This is a genomic window from Curtobacterium sp. NPDC092190 (assembly GCF_044755625.1).
Classification (GTDB): Bacteria; Actinomycetota; Actinomycetes; order Actinomycetales; family Microbacteriaceae; genus Curtobacterium.
The window spans coordinates 201469-216249 of the sequence record NZ_JBIVRJ010000004.1 but is presented as its reverse complement, the minus strand read 5'-3'; the positions used below and the strand labels follow the sequence as shown (position 1 = coordinate 216249).

The 14781-nt window shown below is 72.4% G+C and carries 17 protein-coding genes; 12 read left to right on the top strand and 5 right to left on the bottom strand.

Annotated features, from left to right (window positions below; translation table 11 throughout):
- The first annotated feature begins 30 nt into the window (after nt 1-30).
- Nucleotides 31-387, top strand: a complete 357-nt coding sequence (locus ACIQFY_RS11665; protein WP_251160770.1) for a hypothetical protein — start codon at nt 31-33, stop codon at nt 385-387.
- Nucleotides 388-423: 36 nt separating this feature from the next.
- Here the strand turns inward: ACIQFY_RS11665 and ACIQFY_RS11660 are convergent, their stop codons facing one another.
- The 3 genes from ACIQFY_RS11660 to ACIQFY_RS11650 are packed head-to-tail and all read right to left on the bottom strand — an operon-like array spanning nt 424 to nt 2144.
- Complete coding sequence (locus ACIQFY_RS11660) at nt 424-978, bottom strand: GNAT family protein (protein ID WP_326495960.1); 555 nt, start codon at nt 976-978, stop codon at nt 424-426.
- A 23-nt stretch (nt 979-1001) separates the two neighbouring features.
- On the bottom strand, nt 1002-1481 hold the full coding sequence (locus ACIQFY_RS11655) for a MarR family transcriptional regulator (RefSeq protein ID WP_326495959.1): 480 nt from the start codon (nt 1479-1481) through the stop codon (nt 1002-1004).
- Nucleotides 1482-1490: 9 nt separating this feature from the next.
- Nucleotides 1491-2144: a response regulator transcription factor gene (locus ACIQFY_RS11650; protein WP_326495958.1), complete on the bottom strand. Its 654-nt coding sequence runs from the start codon at nt 2142-2144 to the stop codon at nt 1491-1493.
- Nucleotides 2145-2335: 191 nt separating this feature from the next.
- On the opposite strand from ACIQFY_RS11650, the gene ACIQFY_RS11645 reads away from it, so the two are divergent.
- Genes ACIQFY_RS11645 through ACIQFY_RS11630 form a run of 4 tightly spaced genes read left to right on the top strand, consistent with a single transcriptional unit; the run spans nt 2336 to nt 6897 of the window.
- Nucleotides 2336-3253 (top strand): bacteriorhodopsin, encoded by a 918-nt coding sequence (locus ACIQFY_RS11645; RefSeq protein ID WP_326495957.1) that lies wholly within the window; start codon nt 2336-2338, stop codon nt 3251-3253.
- Nucleotides 3240-4679: a lycopene cyclase family protein gene (locus ACIQFY_RS11640; protein ID WP_400340178.1), complete on the top strand. Its 1440-nt coding sequence runs from the start codon at nt 3240-3242 to the stop codon at nt 4677-4679. The genes ACIQFY_RS11645 and ACIQFY_RS11640 overlap by 14 nt, the downstream gene beginning before the upstream one ends.
- The gene (locus tag ACIQFY_RS11635; protein ID WP_400340176.1) at nt 4676-5800 is read left to right on the top strand and encodes a Brp/Blh family beta-carotene 15,15'-dioxygenase; all 1125 of its coding nucleotides are present in this window, start codon (nt 4676-4678) and stop codon (nt 5798-5800) included. The genes ACIQFY_RS11640 and ACIQFY_RS11635 overlap by 4 nt, the downstream gene beginning before the upstream one ends.
- The gene (locus ACIQFY_RS11630) at nt 5797-6897 is read left to right on the top strand and encodes an AI-2E family transporter (protein ID WP_209684795.1); all 1101 of its coding nucleotides are present in this window, start codon (nt 5797-5799) and stop codon (nt 6895-6897) included. The genes ACIQFY_RS11635 and ACIQFY_RS11630 overlap by 4 nt, the downstream gene beginning before the upstream one ends.
- A gap of 45 nt (nt 6898-6942) precedes the next feature.
- On the opposite strand, the gene ACIQFY_RS11625 is transcribed toward ACIQFY_RS11630, so the two are convergent.
- Both ACIQFY_RS11625 and ACIQFY_RS11620 read right to left on the bottom strand, forming a co-directional pair.
- Nucleotides 6943-7926 carry a TerC family protein gene (locus ACIQFY_RS11625; protein WP_400340174.1) on the bottom strand — a complete coding sequence of 328 codons (984 nt, stop codon included), beginning with the start codon at nt 7924-7926 and terminating at the stop codon, nt 6943-6945.
- Nucleotides 7927-8001: 75 nt separating this feature from the next.
- Nucleotides 8002-8454 (bottom strand): MarR family winged helix-turn-helix transcriptional regulator, encoded by a 453-nt coding sequence (locus ACIQFY_RS11620; RefSeq protein ID WP_400340172.1) that lies wholly within the window; start codon nt 8452-8454, stop codon nt 8002-8004.
- A gap of 165 nt (nt 8455-8619) precedes the next feature.
- Between ACIQFY_RS11620 and ACIQFY_RS11615 the strand changes: the two genes are divergently transcribed.
- The 7 genes from ACIQFY_RS11615 (at nt 8620) to ACIQFY_RS11585 (ending at nt 14745) form a co-directional block, all read left to right on the top strand.
- On the top strand, nt 8620-9273 hold the full coding sequence (locus tag ACIQFY_RS11615) for a hypothetical protein (RefSeq protein ID WP_209684798.1): 654 nt from the start codon (nt 8620-8622) through the stop codon (nt 9271-9273).
- 295 nt (nt 9274-9568) lie between these two features.
- Nucleotides 9569-10450: a S26 family signal peptidase gene (locus tag ACIQFY_RS11610; protein WP_209684801.1), complete on the top strand. Its 882-nt coding sequence runs from the start codon at nt 9569-9571 to the stop codon at nt 10448-10450.
- On the top strand, nt 10447-11298 hold the full coding sequence (locus ACIQFY_RS11605) for a LamG domain-containing protein (RefSeq protein ID WP_400340170.1): 852 nt from the start codon (nt 10447-10449) through the stop codon (nt 11296-11298). The genes ACIQFY_RS11610 and ACIQFY_RS11605 overlap by 4 nt, the downstream gene beginning before the upstream one ends.
- 142 nt (nt 11299-11440) lie before the next feature.
- On the top strand, nt 11441-12649 hold the full coding sequence (locus ACIQFY_RS11600) for a sensor histidine kinase (protein ID WP_209684804.1): 1209 nt from the start codon (nt 11441-11443) through the stop codon (nt 12647-12649).
- Nucleotides 12637-13299, top strand: coding sequence for a response regulator transcription factor (locus tag ACIQFY_RS11595; RefSeq protein WP_209684806.1), 663 nt, complete (start codon nt 12637-12639; stop codon nt 13297-13299). The genes ACIQFY_RS11600 and ACIQFY_RS11595 overlap by 13 nt, the downstream gene beginning before the upstream one ends.
- A 57-nt stretch (nt 13300-13356) precedes the next feature.
- Nucleotides 13357-14142 (top strand): DUF4097 family beta strand repeat-containing protein, encoded by a 786-nt coding sequence (locus ACIQFY_RS11590; RefSeq protein ID WP_326495952.1) that lies wholly within the window; start codon nt 13357-13359, stop codon nt 14140-14142.
- A 165-nt stretch (nt 14143-14307) separates the two neighbouring features.
- Nucleotides 14308-14745, top strand: a complete 438-nt coding sequence (locus ACIQFY_RS11585; protein ID WP_066657448.1) for an ester cyclase — start codon at nt 14308-14310, stop codon at nt 14743-14745.
- Nucleotides 14746-14781: the final 36 nt, after the last annotated feature.

Sequence of the window (14781 nt, the reverse complement as noted above, 5' to 3'; positions counted from 1 at the left end):
GCACACCTCGGGACGACCTACCCTGTACGGATGCTCTCCCGCCGTGACGCCGCGATCCGGCTCGACATCCCCCTCGAGATGGCCGCTCGCCACGGCATCCCGTCGCACATCGGCGAGGCCGAGCTCGAGCGCATCGAGCAGGACCCGCCCGCCTGGCTGGTGCAGTCCCGGGGCAACCGCACGGGGACGAAGAAGGTCTGGACGCACCTGGAGTGCGCCGTCTGCGGGTTCTCCGAGCAGGAGCGGCCGAAGAAGTGGTGGCCGGACTGGACGCTGCTCGTGTGCGACGACCACGACCAGGTGCCGCCGCCCGCGGCCGGGACGACGCGGCACCTCGTGTACGGCGTCGGCAGCCGGTTCACCGCCCTGGTCGACGAGCCGTCCTGATCGTGACGAGTCGGGCTGATCGCGACGACTCCTCGGTCAGTCGTCGAGCGTGACGGCGTCCCACGCGAACGTCGTCACCCGACCCGTCTCCCAGTCCCGCCGGAGGACGCCGTACGCCACCGACGCCAGCGGTGCTCCGCCCTCGACCGGCCACGACTCCCGGTAGTGCGCCTCCTGCACCCACCCGGCGCGCAGGAACACGCGTCGCATCGCGGTGTTGTCCTCGCGCGTCTGCCCCTCGAAGCGCGTCACGTCGGGCATGGTGCGGAACACGTGGTCGGTCACCGCTCGGAGCGCCGGCACCCCGAGTCCCTGCCCACGGAACGCCGGGGCGAGCCGCAGGTCGAGCAGCGGTGCCGGGTCCTGCAGGTCCTCGAGCACGACCAGCCCGACGCGTCCGAGGCGCTCGTCGTCGAGCCACCACGAGTCGTGCTCGTCGTCGCGGAACGCACCGCGGTCGATCGCGCGCTCCAGGTCGACGCGGGTGGGCTGCGGACGGACGTGGAAGGGGAAGCGGGCCGACGTGTGGAAGGTGACCAGGGCCTCCCGGTCGGCGCCCTGCGGGTCGGTCCTGGTCAGCGTGATCGTCACGCCCCCACGGTACGACCCGGGGATCACCGTCCGGGTGGGGTCGCGAGCAGGAGCTGTGCGTCCAGCACCGGGTCCGCGACCGCGGTGCGCGCCAGCGCGTCCGCCGCCGTGCGCACGGCGGACCGCTCCTCGGGGGTCATCCGGCGCAGCGCCGCCCGGAACTCGACGGCCCGACGCGCCAGCACGTGCTCGACGAGCGCGAGGGCGTCGTCACCGGCGGTGACCAGGACCTCGCGACCGGAGGTCCTCCGGGTCACCCACCCGTCGCGGACCAGACGGTCCACCATCCGGGTGATGCCGGACGGGAGCAGCCCGAGCTCGACGGCCAGGTCCCCGGCCCGCAGCGGCCCACGGGTGGCCAGGAGGACGAGGATCCGGTACTGCTGCAGCGTCACCTGCTCGAGCGCGGGAGCGAGGGAGCGGAGCACGATGCCGAGCCCGACGACCGACGCGTCCACGACGGACGACTCCGTTCGTGACTGCTGCTCATCGTCGTCGCCCACCGGGCCAGCCTACGGCGACGTGGCCCGGTCGACGCTGCGGTGGTCGGGCCGGAACCCGTGGTCGGTCCCCCACAGCACCGCGTCGACCCTGGTCCGGGCGCCGATCTTGCTGTAGAGCGTGCGGATGTGGGTCTTCACCGTGTTCGGGCTGAGGTGCGTCAGGTCGGCGATCTCGTCGTTGCGCTTCCCCTGGGTGATCAGGGCGAGGATCTCGGACTGCCGGTCCGAGATCCCGAGCTCGCGGCCGGGCCAGTCGACACCCGGCCCGCTCGCCACCCGACGTCGCGGCTCGTCCAGCACCCGCTCGCCCGCCGCGACGCGGAGGAGCCCGTCGGCGAGCTGCTCGGCGGTCGAGCTCTTCGCGAAGTAGCCCGTCGCGCCACGGGACACGGCGGCGTCGATGAGGTCCTGGTCCATCTTCCACGTGAAGACGGCGACGGCCCGGATGCGGGGGTTCGCGGCCAGCCGGGTCACGTCCTCGTCGTCGGGCTGCGGCTGGGCGAACGTGTCGTAGAGCGCCACGTCGACGTCCACGGTCACCCGGTGGCGGGCGTCGAGCTGCACGACCTCGAGCCGGTCCGAGAACGGGGCGAGCAGGTCGGCGAGGCCGCGCAGGACGAGCTCGTAGTCGTTGACGAGTGCGACGCGGATGCGCTCGGACATCTGGATCCTCTCAGGACCACCCCTGGGGGTGAGACGGGCGCGATCGTGCCCTGGTTCGTTCGGGATCACCACGCTACGGACGGCGCTGTACCCCATCCGCAGCCGGGCCTGGGAACCGCGACGGTTGCCCAGGAGCAAGTTTTCCTGGTCGGCGGCGTCCCGCTGACCCTCGATCCCCCGGAAGGACCCCCATGTCGGATGCACTCGCTCCGTGGAACGCGACGCTGACGCTCGCGGAGCACACGCTCATCGTCTACGCACTCTCGGTCGCGGGACTCGCGCTCTTCGCGTTCTTCGTGAAGTCGTGGGTCTCGGTCAGCGAGGTCACCGGCCGGTACCGCAGCGGCGTGTACGCGGGGTTGTGCATCACCGGCATCGCGTTCCTGTCGTACGTCCTGCTCGTGCTCGAGTTCGCCATCGGCTACGACCGCAAGGGTGCGTCCTGGGTGCCGAACGCGAACGCGATCCTGTCCTGGGCGCCGCGCTACTTCGACTGGACCGTCACCGTGCCGCTGCTGGTGATCGAGCTCATCGCCGTCGCCACCCTCGCCGGTGCCGCGGCCCGTCGACTGCGTGCGGTGGGCATCGCTGCCGCGTTCCTGATGATCAGCACCGGCTTCGTCGGCGGCGTCGTCATCGACTCCGGCACGAACACGGGCGCGCTCTGGACCTGGGGCGTCATCTCCGGCGTCTTCATGGTGATCCTGTACGTCCTCGTCGTCTACGTCGTCGTCAAGGGCGGCCGTGACCTCACGGGGACCGAAGCCGCCGGGACGCTCCGCAACGCCGGGATCCTGCTCATCGTCACGTGGATGGCGTACCCGGTCGTCTTCGGCCTGCAGGGCTGGGGGCACGGGGGCGCGGTCATCACGTGGATGCAGATCGTCCTGTCGGCAGCCGACATCGTCGCGAAGGTCGGCTTCGGCTCGATGATCCACAAGATCGCCAAGCTCCGCTCCGCCGAGGACGTCCGCACCGGCGTCGACACCCTCCCCGAGGCGCTCTGGATCTCGTCCGAGAAGCTCTCCGACGGCACGCTCCCGAACACCGCCACGGCGCACCACTCGCAGCACGCCACCGCCCCCGGTGCGCAGCGTGCTCGTCGCTGACCCGACGGTCGCGACCAGCCAGGGGGTCGGAGCGCACGGCGTTCCGGCCCCCGGCCTCGTCCGTCCGGCCCTGCCCGGCACCGTCGACGTCGCGATCGTCGGGGCCGGCTGTTCCGGCCTGGCCACCGCGATCCGGCTCGCCGAGGCCGAGGCCGAGGCCGAGGCCGCGGCCGAGACCGGTGCCGGTGTCGGTGCCGGTGTCGGTGCCGGTGTCGGTGCTGGTGCCGAGGCCGGCGCACCGACCGTCCTCGTGCTCGAGGGGCGCTCGACGTCCGACCCGCGCTCGTGGTGCTCGTGGGACGACGGCAGCGATCCCCTGCCGGAGGCACGGTCGGCGAGCTGGGACCGGTGGGAGGTCCGCACGGACCACGGGACGAGCACCGGGACCGACCCCGCACACCCCTACGTGCTCGTCCGGGCCGCCGATCGTCGGGAGGCCGCCGAGCGACGGATCGCCGCGGGTGGCCACGACACCGCCGGGACCGTCCGCGTCGTCGGCGGTGCCCCCGTCTCGACGGTCGTGCGCACCGACGACGGGTGCGTCGTGACCTCCCGGCTCGGGACGGTGCGCGCACGGCAGGTGCTCGACGCCCGTGGCCCCCGGTGCCCGGACCACGTCGGAGCAGGCCGCGTGCTCCTGCACCAGCGGTTCGTCGGACACTGGGTGACCGCCGACCGACCCGTGTTCGACACGTCGACCGTGACGCTCATGGACTTCACCGGGCAGGACGCCGTCGGACCCGTCCGGTTCGTCTACGTCCTGCCGGTCTCCCCCACCGAGGCGCTCGTCGAGAGCACGGTCTTCACCCCGGACGCCGCCCACCCGTTCGACCACGAGGGCCACGTCGCCGCCTACGTCGGGCGACGGTGGGGGCTCGGTCCGGACGAGTGGCGCGTGGTCGACGAGGAACGCGGGTGCATCCCGATGACCGACGCACCGGCACGGCCCGACGCCCGGTGGTCGGCAGCGACCGCCGTCGTGGGGACGACCCGACCGAGCAGCGGCTACGGCTTCGCCCGGAGCAACCGGCACAGCGCCGTCGTCGCGCAGCACCTCGCCGCCGGGACCGCGGTGCCGCCGTTCGTCGACGGGTGGCGGACGCGCTTCCTCGACGCGGTGTTCCTGCGGTTCCTGCGGGACCGGCCGGAGCAGGCAGCGGAGGCGTTCCGGCGGCTCTTCGCGCTGCCCGGTCCCCTCGTCGTCCGGTTCCTGTCGGAGCGGTCGGGCCCGATCGACGAGCTGCGCATCGTCCTGGCGCTGCAGAAGCGCCCGTTCCTGGCGGCACTGGCGCGGACCGTCCGTGACGCGGCCGTCCGCAGCCGGACGGACCGGGACACGGTCGCCCGGACCCGGACGGACCGGGACGCGCTCGCCCGGACCCGGACGGACCGGGACACGGCCGTCCGGTCCGGGGGCCGATCGTGACCGCGGTGCCGGCGGGCGTCCTGCCCGACCGCGGGCTCGCAGCGCCGCCCGCCCTCCGCACCTGGGTCGCCGACCGCGTGCTCGCGCCGGTGACCGCGGTGCTCGCGCTCGTCGCACTCGCCTGCGCCGTCACGACGCTCAGCGGCGCTGCCGTCCCCGTGGCGGTGCAGCTCGTGCCCTTCGCGGTGAGCGTGCTGGTCTTCGGGCTCCCCCACGGCGCCCTCGACCACCTGGTCCCCGCGCGCCTGCGTCCGGGGACGAGCACCGCGCGGTCGGTCGTCACGGTCGTGGCGCTCTACCTCGTCGTCGGCGCGGCGACGGTCGCGCTCTGGACCACCGCACCGCTGCTCGGCTTCGCGGTGTTCGTCGGGATCACCTGGTTCCACTGGGGGCAGGGCGACCTGTTCGTCGACCGGCTGCTCGGCGACGGAGTGCCGGGTGCGCTCGGGTCCACCCTGACCGTGGCGGTGCGCGGAGCCCTGCCGATGACCGTGCCGTTCGTCGCGCAGCCGGGTGCCGCCGCGCACGTGGTCGTCGAGTCGGCGGCGGTGGTCGACGGCGGGCTCGACGGCGCCGTGCTCGTGGTGCCCGGCGCGGTCCGGCTCGCCGGCGCCGTCCTGGTCGCCGCGCTCGTCGTGCTGCACGTCGTGGTCGTCGCCCGTGCCGGCGGACCGCGCTGGCGGCAGGTCTCCGAGGACCTCGTGCTCGTCGCGTTCTTCGCCGTCGTACCGCCGGTGCTCGCGGTCGGCCTCTACTTCACGCTGTGGCACGCGGTCCGGCACATCCTGCGCCTCGAGCTGACCGAGCCGACGAGCGCGGGACAGCTGCACCGCGGGCGGCTGCTCGCGCCGTTCCTCCGCTTCGCCCGCCAGGCGTGGCCGATCACCGCGATCGCGGTGGCGATGCTCGTGGCACTCGCCGTCGTGGTCCGCCGAGCCGACCTCGGCGTCTACCTGGTCCTCATCGCGGCGCTCACCACCCCGCACACCGTCGTCGTCACGTGGATGGACCACGTGCAGCGCACCTGGGCCCGACGCACACCGGACCACGTGACGCACCCCCGTGCCGAGCGCTCGACCGCTCCCGCGGCACCAGCACCCCGAACGAAGGACACCCCGTGACCACCACACCCGCTCCCCGCCCGTCCGGCCTGCGCACGGGCGCGGTGTTCGCCGGTCGCATCCTCGTCATCGCGGCGGCCGTCGGTCTGGTCGGGTGGATCGCCTTCACCCTGTCGAACGTCGTGGTGCCCCTGCTCATCGGGCTGGTCGTCGCCGCGCTGCTCGTGCCCTTCAGTGCCCTGCTGCAGCGTCACGGTGTCCCGGGGTGGCTCGCGATCGTCCTCGCGCTGCTGTCGCTCGTCGTCGGGATCGCCCTGCTCGTCTTCCTGGTCGTCTGGCGCGTCAGCGAGCAGCTCCCGAGCCTCGAGGACCGCACGGTGGCGCTCATCGGCACCGTGCAGGACCTGCTGCGGCACCCGCCGTTCGGCCTGCCGTCGGTCGACCTCGACACGCTCTCGACGGACGCCAGGACCTTCGTCGAGCAGCACGCCGCCGAACTGCAGCAGGGCGTCGTCGTCGCGGGCGCCACCCTCGTGCACCTCGGCGAAGGGCTCTTCATCGTGACCTTCGTGACGATCTTCGCGCTCACCGGCGGGCGGCGGATGTGGGAGTGGGTCGTCTCGCTCTTCCCCCGAGCCGCGCAGCACCGGATCGGCGTCGCCGGCGAGGCGGGGTGGACGACCCTGACGCACTTCATCCGCGTGCAGGTCGTCATCGCGGCGACGGACGCGATCGGCATCGCACTCGGCGCGTTCCTGCTCGGGGTGCCGCTCGCCGGGCCGATCGGTGTCGTGGTGTTCGTCGGGGCGTTCATCCCGGTCGTCGGGGCCTTCGCCGCCGGGGCCGTCGCGGTGCTCCTGGCACTGCTGTTCAAGGGCTGGGTGGTCGCCCTGGTCATGCTCGGGGTCGTCGTGCTCGTGCAGCAGCTCGAGGGCCAGGTGCTGCACCCGTTCCTGACCGGGTCCGTCGTCGCCGTGCACCCGCTCGCGGTGCTGCTCGCGGTGATCGCCGGCACGACGATCGGCGGGATCGCCGGCGGGTTCTTCGCCGTACCGCTCGCCGCGACCGCGAACTCGATGATCCGGGCGGCCCGGCAGGACGACCCCGACGTCGAGATCGCCCTGCCGATCCCGCAGAGCGCCGAGCCCGCCGCCTGACGCGGCCGCCCGGTCAGCGCCGACCGACCACCGCGGCCCGGACGGTCAGCGCCCGCTGACCACCGCGTCCCGTCGCATCCGCACGAGGCTCGCACCGGTCGCGCCCGCCATCGCGACGAGGATCACCACGAGGGACACCCACGTCGGGATCTCCGGCGCCCACGAGAACCCCTCGCCCCCGTTGAGGAACGGCAGCTCGTTCTCGTGCAGGGCGTGCAGCACGAGCTTCACCCCGATGAACGCCAGGATGAGCGCGATCCCGTACTTCAGGTAGACCAGGCGCTCGAGCAGCCCGCCGAGCAGGAAGTACAGCTGCCGCAGACCCATCAGGGCGAACACGTTCGCGGTGAAGACGATGAACGCGCTCTCGGTGATGCCGAAGATCGCCGGGATCGAGTCGAGCGCGAACAGCAGGTCCGTCGTGCCGATCGCGATGAGCACGATGAGCAGCGGTGTGAAGTGCTTCGCCCCGTCCTGGGAGACGCGGAACTTCATGCCGTCGAACTCGTCCGTGATGCGCACCCGACGGCGCAGCAGGCGGACGAGGGCGCTGTCCTGCTGCTCCTCGTCGTCGTCCTCGCGGAGCTGCTGGACCGCGGTCCAGATGAGCCACGCGCCGAACAGGTAGAAGATCCAGGTGAAGTCCTCGATGAGCTGCGCGCCGACCAGGATGAACACCCCGCGCAGGACCAGGGCGATGATGATGCCGAGCATCAGCACCTCCTGCTGGATCGCCTTCGGCACGCTGAACCGCGCCATGATGATGACGAAGACGAACAGGTTGTCGATGCTCAGGCTGTACTCGGTCAGCCAGCCGGCGACGAACTGCCCCGCGGCGTCCCCGCCGGCGAAGACGAGCATGAGCACCGCGAAGACGAGCGCGAGCCCCACGTAGACACCGACCCACGCGCCCGATTCGCGCAGGCTCGGGACGTGCGGTCGGCGGGCGACGATGAGCAGGTCGACGAGCAGGATCGCGACGAGCGCGATGATGGAGCCGACCTCGAAGACGACGGGGAGCTGGGGCATCGTTCCAGTCTGGGGCATGCGGACGGGAGGCGCGCGGCGGGCCCGCGCCGTGCCTCCCGTCCGTCGCGTCCCGGTTCAGTCCCCGCGGACGCCGATCGCGTCGGCCGCCTGCTCGTACAGGCTGGTCGCCAGGGAGTTCAGCACCTCGTGGAGCTCGCCGCCGTGCGCGCCGTCGACGGCGCGCAGCATCGCGCCGTAGCGCGTGCGGTAGTCGTCGACGACGGCGTCGCCAGCCGGGAGCAGGCGCAGCAGGGACCCCCGTCGGTCCGCGGGGTTGGGTGCGCGCTCGATCAGCCCGGCGGCCGTCATGCGGTCGATCATGTTCGTCACCGCACCCGAGGTCAGCCCGAGGTAGCCGGCGACCTCGGTGGGGGTCGAGTACCCGGTGTCGCTGACGAGCACGAGCGCACGCAGGGCGTTCTCGTGGATGCCGGCGCGCGCGCTGAGCTGGCCGACCAGGCTCGTGTTCGCGCGGACGACCGCGGCGAACGCCGCCATCAGGTCGGCGTCGTCGGTGGAGGGGGCCACAGGACCTGCTTCCGTCGAAGGGGGGGACACGGGGCGTCCCCCGCTCTGGGGTAAGTATACGAGTGGTCAAATTGGTGAACAACTGACTATCTTGATCATTGAAGCAAGTGAGCCCGAACCTCTTGCTCCGACTGCCCGCACCACCACCGAACGATGAGGTACACCGTGTCCACCAAGCTCCGCACCTCCGCGATGAAGCGGATCCGTTTCGCCCCCGTGGCACTCCTCGCCGGCATCTTCGCCGCCGTCCTGCTGTCGCTCTCGCTCACCGGCACCCTCTCCGGGTTCGCCGCGAGCATCACCAACTCGAGCAACACCGCCGCGACCGGCACGCTGGTCATGCAGGAGCAGAACGCCGGCGCGACCGTCACCTGCCTCAGCACCGACGGTGGTTCGGTCTCCACGAACGCGGCGACCTGCTCCACCATCAACAAGTTCGGTGGCAGCACGACGATGACGCCCGGCAACACCGTCAACACCGCGATCTCGATCAAGAACACCGGTACCGCGAACGCCGCGACCTTCACGCTGACCCCGGGTGCGACCTGCACGCAGTCGGCCAACGGCACGCAGAACGGCACCGCGACCGACCTGTGCGCGAAGATGAACCTCGTCATCACCTCGGGCTCGACCACCGTCTTCAGCGGCACCCTCGCCAGCTTCAAGGGTGCGCCGGCCTCGTCCTTCACGATGCCCCAGGCCCCCGCCGCCGGCGCCACCGTGCCGTTCAACTTCGCGGTCACCCTCGACCCGTCGGCCGGCAACACGTACCAGGGCCTCGCAGCGTCCGTCCCGATGACCTGGACCTTCACCGCCTGACCCGCAGGGAGCGAGCCGGCGTGACGCCCTGATCCCGTCCCGCCGGCACAGCACCCCCCGCTCCCAGACCGAACTCCACAGACCGACGCCCCTCGACCGGCCTCCCCCCCTTCCGGCCGGGTGACGTCACCCCCGGCGCAGTCCGACCGTCATCCCCCCGTCCGGTCGGACGCGTCCACCCCGGCGGCGCTCGGACGTCCCCCCACGCCCGAGCGCCGCCCCCCTTCCCCACGCACTCCCCGCACCCGCACCACCCGCCGTCCCTCCGGGGCGGCCGACCCCATCGGAGCAGCAGATGAGCCAGACCGCAGCGATCCCGCTCAGCGGCACGCTCGACCGTCCGGTCCTGCGTGGTCGTGCCGTCAGCCGCTCCGAGACCGTCCTCGCCTGGACGGTCGCCGCGGTCGCCGCCGTGCTGCTGACGGCCGCGGTGCTGTTCCTGTCCGCCGGTGGTCGCTGGTTCGTCGTCGAGACGCCCTCGATGGGCGTGGCCGCCCCGGTCGGCACCCTCGTGCTCGACATGCCGGTCGACGTGGACACGCTCGCGGTCGGCGACGTCGTCTCGTTCGCGACCGATGCGAACCCCGGCGTCGTCTACACGCACCGCATCATCGGCATCGACGCGCAGGGCCTGCACACCCGCGGGGACATCAACGGTGCCACCGACCCGTGGACGCTCACACAGCACGACGTCATCGGCGCACCGGTGCTCCTCGTGCCCCACCTCGGCTGGCTGTTCCGCGCCGCACCGATCCTGCTCGTCGGCACCCTGCTGATCTGGACGCTCACCAGCGCCTTCACCGACCGCGTGACCCGCACCTGCCTGCGCATCGCCGGTGGTGCCCTCACGACCTCGTACGCAGCCTTCGTCCTCAAGCCGTTCGTGAACGTGACCACGATCACGAACACCTCGAGCCCCGAGGGTGTCGAGGCGACCATCGTCTCCTCCGGGATGTTCCCCGTCCGCGTCGAGGCCCACGGCGGCACCACCGTGCACCTGGTCGACGGCCAGGTCGGACGCGTCGTCATCCACGAGCTCACGGCGAACGGGCACTACCAGCTGACCTCGAACATCCACCTCGACCCGGTCGGCTGGGCTGCGCTCGTCCTGGTGTGCCTCGTGCCGCTCGTGCTCTGCCTGGCCGTCGGCCGTGTCGAACCGGTGCGTGCCTCGTGAGGGCCCTTCGCCTCCGCGACGGCCGGGTCGTCGCCGCACTGCTCGTCGTCGCCCTCGCCGTGGTCGTGCTGCTCAACCAGTTCGCCCCGACGCGGTCCGCGTACAGCGCGACCGTCACGAACAGCGGCAACACCGCGGCGACCGCGCCGTACTTCACCTGCGGTGCCGCAGCGCTGGCCGACGCCTCCGGCGCGCTGTTCGCCTACGACCTCGACGAGGCTGCCGGCGCGAAGACCGCGGCGGACTCGTCGGGCAAGGGCAACGCCGGCACCTACCAGGGGTCGATGACCACGACCGCGAACCCGGCAGCGTGCTCCCGCGACGGTGGTCCGGCGTACACGCTGAACGGGTCGACGAGCTTCGTCTCGACGCCGCGGGCCTACGCGAACCCGACGACCTTCAGCGAGGAGGTCTGGTTCCGCACCACGGTGGCCGGTGGACTGCTCATCGGCTTCGGCAGCAACCAGGTCGCCACCTCGGGGCAGCACGACCGGCAGATCTACGTCAACACCTCGGGGCAGCTCGTGTTCGGCTCGTACAACGGCACCACGCAGGTGATCACGTCCCCGAAGGCCGTCACCGACGGTGCGTGGCACCACGTCGTGTCGACGATGTCGCCGACGAACGGGATGCGCCTGTACCTGGACGGCACCCTCGTCGCGTCGAACACCGCGTTCAAGGCCCCGGAGAACTACACCGGGTACTTCCGCATCGGGTACGACACCATCAGCGGGTGGCCGGGGGCGCCGTCCAGGGAGTACTTCACCGGGTCGATGCGGTACGCCGCGGTCTACTCGACGGAGCTGTCCGCGACGCAGGTCGCGAACCACAACGCCGCCGGTCGCTGACCCACCGACACGGCGGACGGGAGGCGCGTGGCGGGGTCGCCGCGCGCCTCCCGTCCGTCCGTGGGCGGGTGGGGGAAACCCCCACCCGATCGTGCGGTCACCACCGTCGAGCGGTGCTCGCGTCCGCCCCTACTGTGAAGCCGTGCAGAAAGCGATCGCCCTCTGGAGCTCCGCCGTGGACCTCCTCCTCGACGCGTTCCTCGGCCTCGTCTGGACCGTCCTCCTCGTCACGTTCCTCGCCACCTCGATCGGCAGCATCCCCGCCGCCGGGGTCGGGGTGCTCCTGCTGGTGGCCACGACCCTGACGGCCCGGTGGGCCGCCGAGCTCGAGCGCCGCCGCGCCGCGGCCCTCCGCGACGTCGAGATCCCGCGGCCGATCCGCCGGACGACCCGCACGACCGGGCTCTGGCGTCCCGTGGTGCAGGCGTTCGTCGACCTCGCCGACCCGGTGACCTGGCGGGCGCTGGCGCACCACCTGGTGTCCACCGTCCTCGGGTGGGGGTTCCTCTCGCTCGTGACGCTCGCTCCGTTCATCGTGACGACGGCTCGATCCGGTCCCCTGCCGGGACTGCTCCCCGGTGGCACGGCCGGTGGTGTCACGGCGAGCGTGGTGCTCCTCGTGGTGACCGTGCTCTACGTGTGGGGCGCCGGCAGTCTCGACCGGGCGCTCGCACCGCTGCTCCTCGGCTCCAGCCGGACCGCGGCGCTGCAGGACCGCATCCACGCCCTCGCCGACGCCCGGCAGGGTGCGGTCGACGCCGCGACCACCGAACGACTCCGCATCGAGCGCGACCTGCACGACGGCGTCCAGCCCCGGCTCGTGGCGCTCGCGATGACCCTCGGCATGGCCCGGTCGCGCTTCGACAGCGACCCCGCGGCCACCCGGGAGCTCCTCGACCAGGCGCACCGCGACGCGAAGGACTCGATCACCGAGCTCCGACAGCTCGCCCGAGGCATCCACCCGGCGATCCTCACCGACCGGGGGCTCGACGCCGCGCTGTCCGCCGTGGCCGCACGCAACGCCGTCCCGACGACCGTCGACGTGGTGCTCACCGGTCGACCGCGGCCCGAGGTCGAGGCGGTCCTCTACTTCGCCGTCGCCGAGGCGTTGACGAACGTCGCGAAGCACTCCGGTGCCACGCGGTGCTCCGTCACCGTCGACCAGGTGCCCGGCGGTGTCCGGACCGTCGTGTGGGACGACGGGGTCGGTGGCGCCGGCACCGACGGTCACCCCGGCGGCGGACTGAGCGGGATGCGCGACCGCGTCCGCGCCGCCGGCGGCACCCTGCTGACCGAGAGCCCCGTCGGCGGCCCGACCCGAGTGACCGTGGAGCTCCCGTGCGCATCGTGATCGCCGAGGACGCCGTCCTCCTGCGGGCCGGACTCGTCCGCCTGCTGACCGACGCCGGGCACGAGGTGACGGCGGCCGTCGACACCGCTCCCGCCCTCCTCGACGCCGTCGCTGCCGACCGCCCCGACCTGGCGATCGTCGACGTACGGATGCCCCCGACCTCCACCGACGAGGGGGTGCGCGCCGCGGTCCTCATCCGCGCGCAGCACCCCGGGGTCGCGGTGCTCGTGCTCTCCCAGTACGTCGAGGAGCGCTACGCGGCCGACCTCATCACGAGCGACACCGCAGGACTCGGGTACCTGCTCAAGGACCGCGTGGTCGAGGTCGACGAGTTCCTCGGCGACGTCGCGCGGGTCGGTTCGGGTGGCACCGTGTTCGACCCCGAGGTGGTCGCGCAGATCCTCGCTCGCTCGCGCCGCACGGACGGCATCGACACCCTGTCCCCGCGGGAGCTCCAGGTCCTGCAGCTCATGGCCGAGGGTCGGTCGAACAGCGCGGTCGCCGCTGCGATGCACATCACCGAGAGCTCGGTCGAGAAGCACGTCTCCGCCGTGTTCACGAAGCTCGGCGTCCCGGCCGAGGGCACCGGCAACCGCCGCGTGCTCGCCGTGCTCCGCTACCTGTCCGAGGCCGCCGGCCGGGGACGCTGACCGCGCACCCGCCCCGCCCGCCCATCCCGCACCAGCACCCGAAGGAACGAGATCCCCGTGACGACCACCGCCCCGCCCACCAGCTCCACGCCCCCACCGGCTCCCCGACGTCCCCGCACCCTGCGGACCGTCCTGCTCGTGGTCGGCTCCGTGCTGCTCGTCGCACTGCTCGCCGTCGTCGTGGTGCAGTCCGTCGCCGCCAGCGACCGGCAGGACCACTCACGGACGAGTGCCGTCGACGAGTCCTTCGACCGCATCCGGATCGAGACCGGAGCCACCGACGTCCGCGTCGAGCGGGTCGACGTGGACCGCACGGAGGTCGTCTTCGTCGCCGGTGACACCCGACTCCGTGAACGGCACGCGGTCCGCGACGGGGTGCTCGACCTCACGGTGTCCGGTCCGGCGTGGAGCATCGTCGACCTCTCCGTCGGGGTCCGACAGGGCGCCCACCTGACCGTGCGGGTGCCTGAGGACGCCGCGGACGTCCCGGTCGAGGTCGACGCCACCGCCGGCGACGTGCTGCTCGCCGGCAGCTGGGGTGACGTCGCACTGACGAGCACCGCCGGTGACGTCACGCTCGACGGGCGGGCGGACGCCCTCGCCGTCGAGGCGACCTCGGGCGACGTGCAGCTCACCCTCGCTGCGGCGCCGCGGAGCATCACGGTCGAGACGACGTCGGGCGACCAGGTGGTCAGCCTGCCGGACGGCGACTACCGGATCACCGCCGAGGCCACCGTCGGCGACGTCGACAACGAGCTCGGTACCGATCCCGGTGCCGCGCAGCAGTACCGGTTCACGGCGGTAGCGGGCGACGTCGAGATCCAGCGCGGGACCGACCGCTGACCGGTCGGCGGACGGACGGGAGGAGCGTGGCGGGGTCGCCACGTTCCTCCCGTCCGTCGCCACCGTCGTTCGCCGATCGGACAGCGTGTCCCTCGGACACCCGGGTCGTTCCGGGGTGTCCGGCGTAGCCATGACCCTCACCGTCCGACCACGGGAGGAACCCACATGACCAAGGACGCGAACGCCGCCACGCAGGAGAAGCTCGGCGGGATCCTCGAGGCCCGCGACTGGGGTCGCATGCACGAGGCCTGGCACGAGGACGTCGTCGACCACGACCCCGCACCCGGGCAGGCGCCCGGACTCGCCGGCATCGTCGACTTCTGGACGGAGTTCACGACGGCGTTCCCCGACGTCACGCTCGAGGCCGACCCGCTGATCGTCACCGACGACTTCGTCACCGCGGTGTTCACGATCCACGGCACGCACACGGGTCCGTTCCAGGGGCACGAGCCGACCGGACGCTCGTTCACCGTCCGTGGCATCCAGGTGTCGAAGTTCGTCGACGGCAGGATCGCGGAGCGCTGGGGCTCGACGGACCAGCAGGGCATCGAGGAGCAGCTGCAGCTCGGCTCGTCCGACGTGCAGTTCGTCAGCAAGGGCTGACCGGGCCGCTCTGCCGGACGCCCCGGGTACGCTCGG

Excerpts from the sequence above, each read along its gene's own strand:
- ACIQFY_RS11625 (WP_400340174.1), bottom strand. The coding sequence starts at position 7,926 with ATGCCCCAGCTCCCCGTCGTCTTCGAGGTCGGCTCCATCATCGCGCTC.
- ACIQFY_RS11645 (WP_326495957.1), top strand. The coding sequence starts at position 2,336 with ATGTCGGATGCACTCGCTCCGTGGAACGCGACGCTGACGCTCGCGGAG.
- ACIQFY_RS11650 (WP_326495958.1), bottom strand. The coding sequence starts at position 2,144 with ATGTCCGAGCGCATCCGCGTCGCACTCGTCAACGACTACGAGCTCGTC.
- ACIQFY_RS11610 (WP_209684801.1), top strand. The coding sequence starts at position 9,569 with ATGAGCCAGACCGCAGCGATCCCGCTCAGCGGCACGCTCGACCGTCCG.
- ACIQFY_RS11585 (WP_066657448.1), top strand. The coding sequence starts at position 14,308 with ATGACCAAGGACGCGAACGCCGCCACGCAGGAGAAGCTCGGCGGGATC.
- ACIQFY_RS11665 (WP_251160770.1), top strand. The coding sequence starts at position 31 with ATGCTCTCCCGCCGTGACGCCGCGATCCGGCTCGACATCCCCCTCGAG.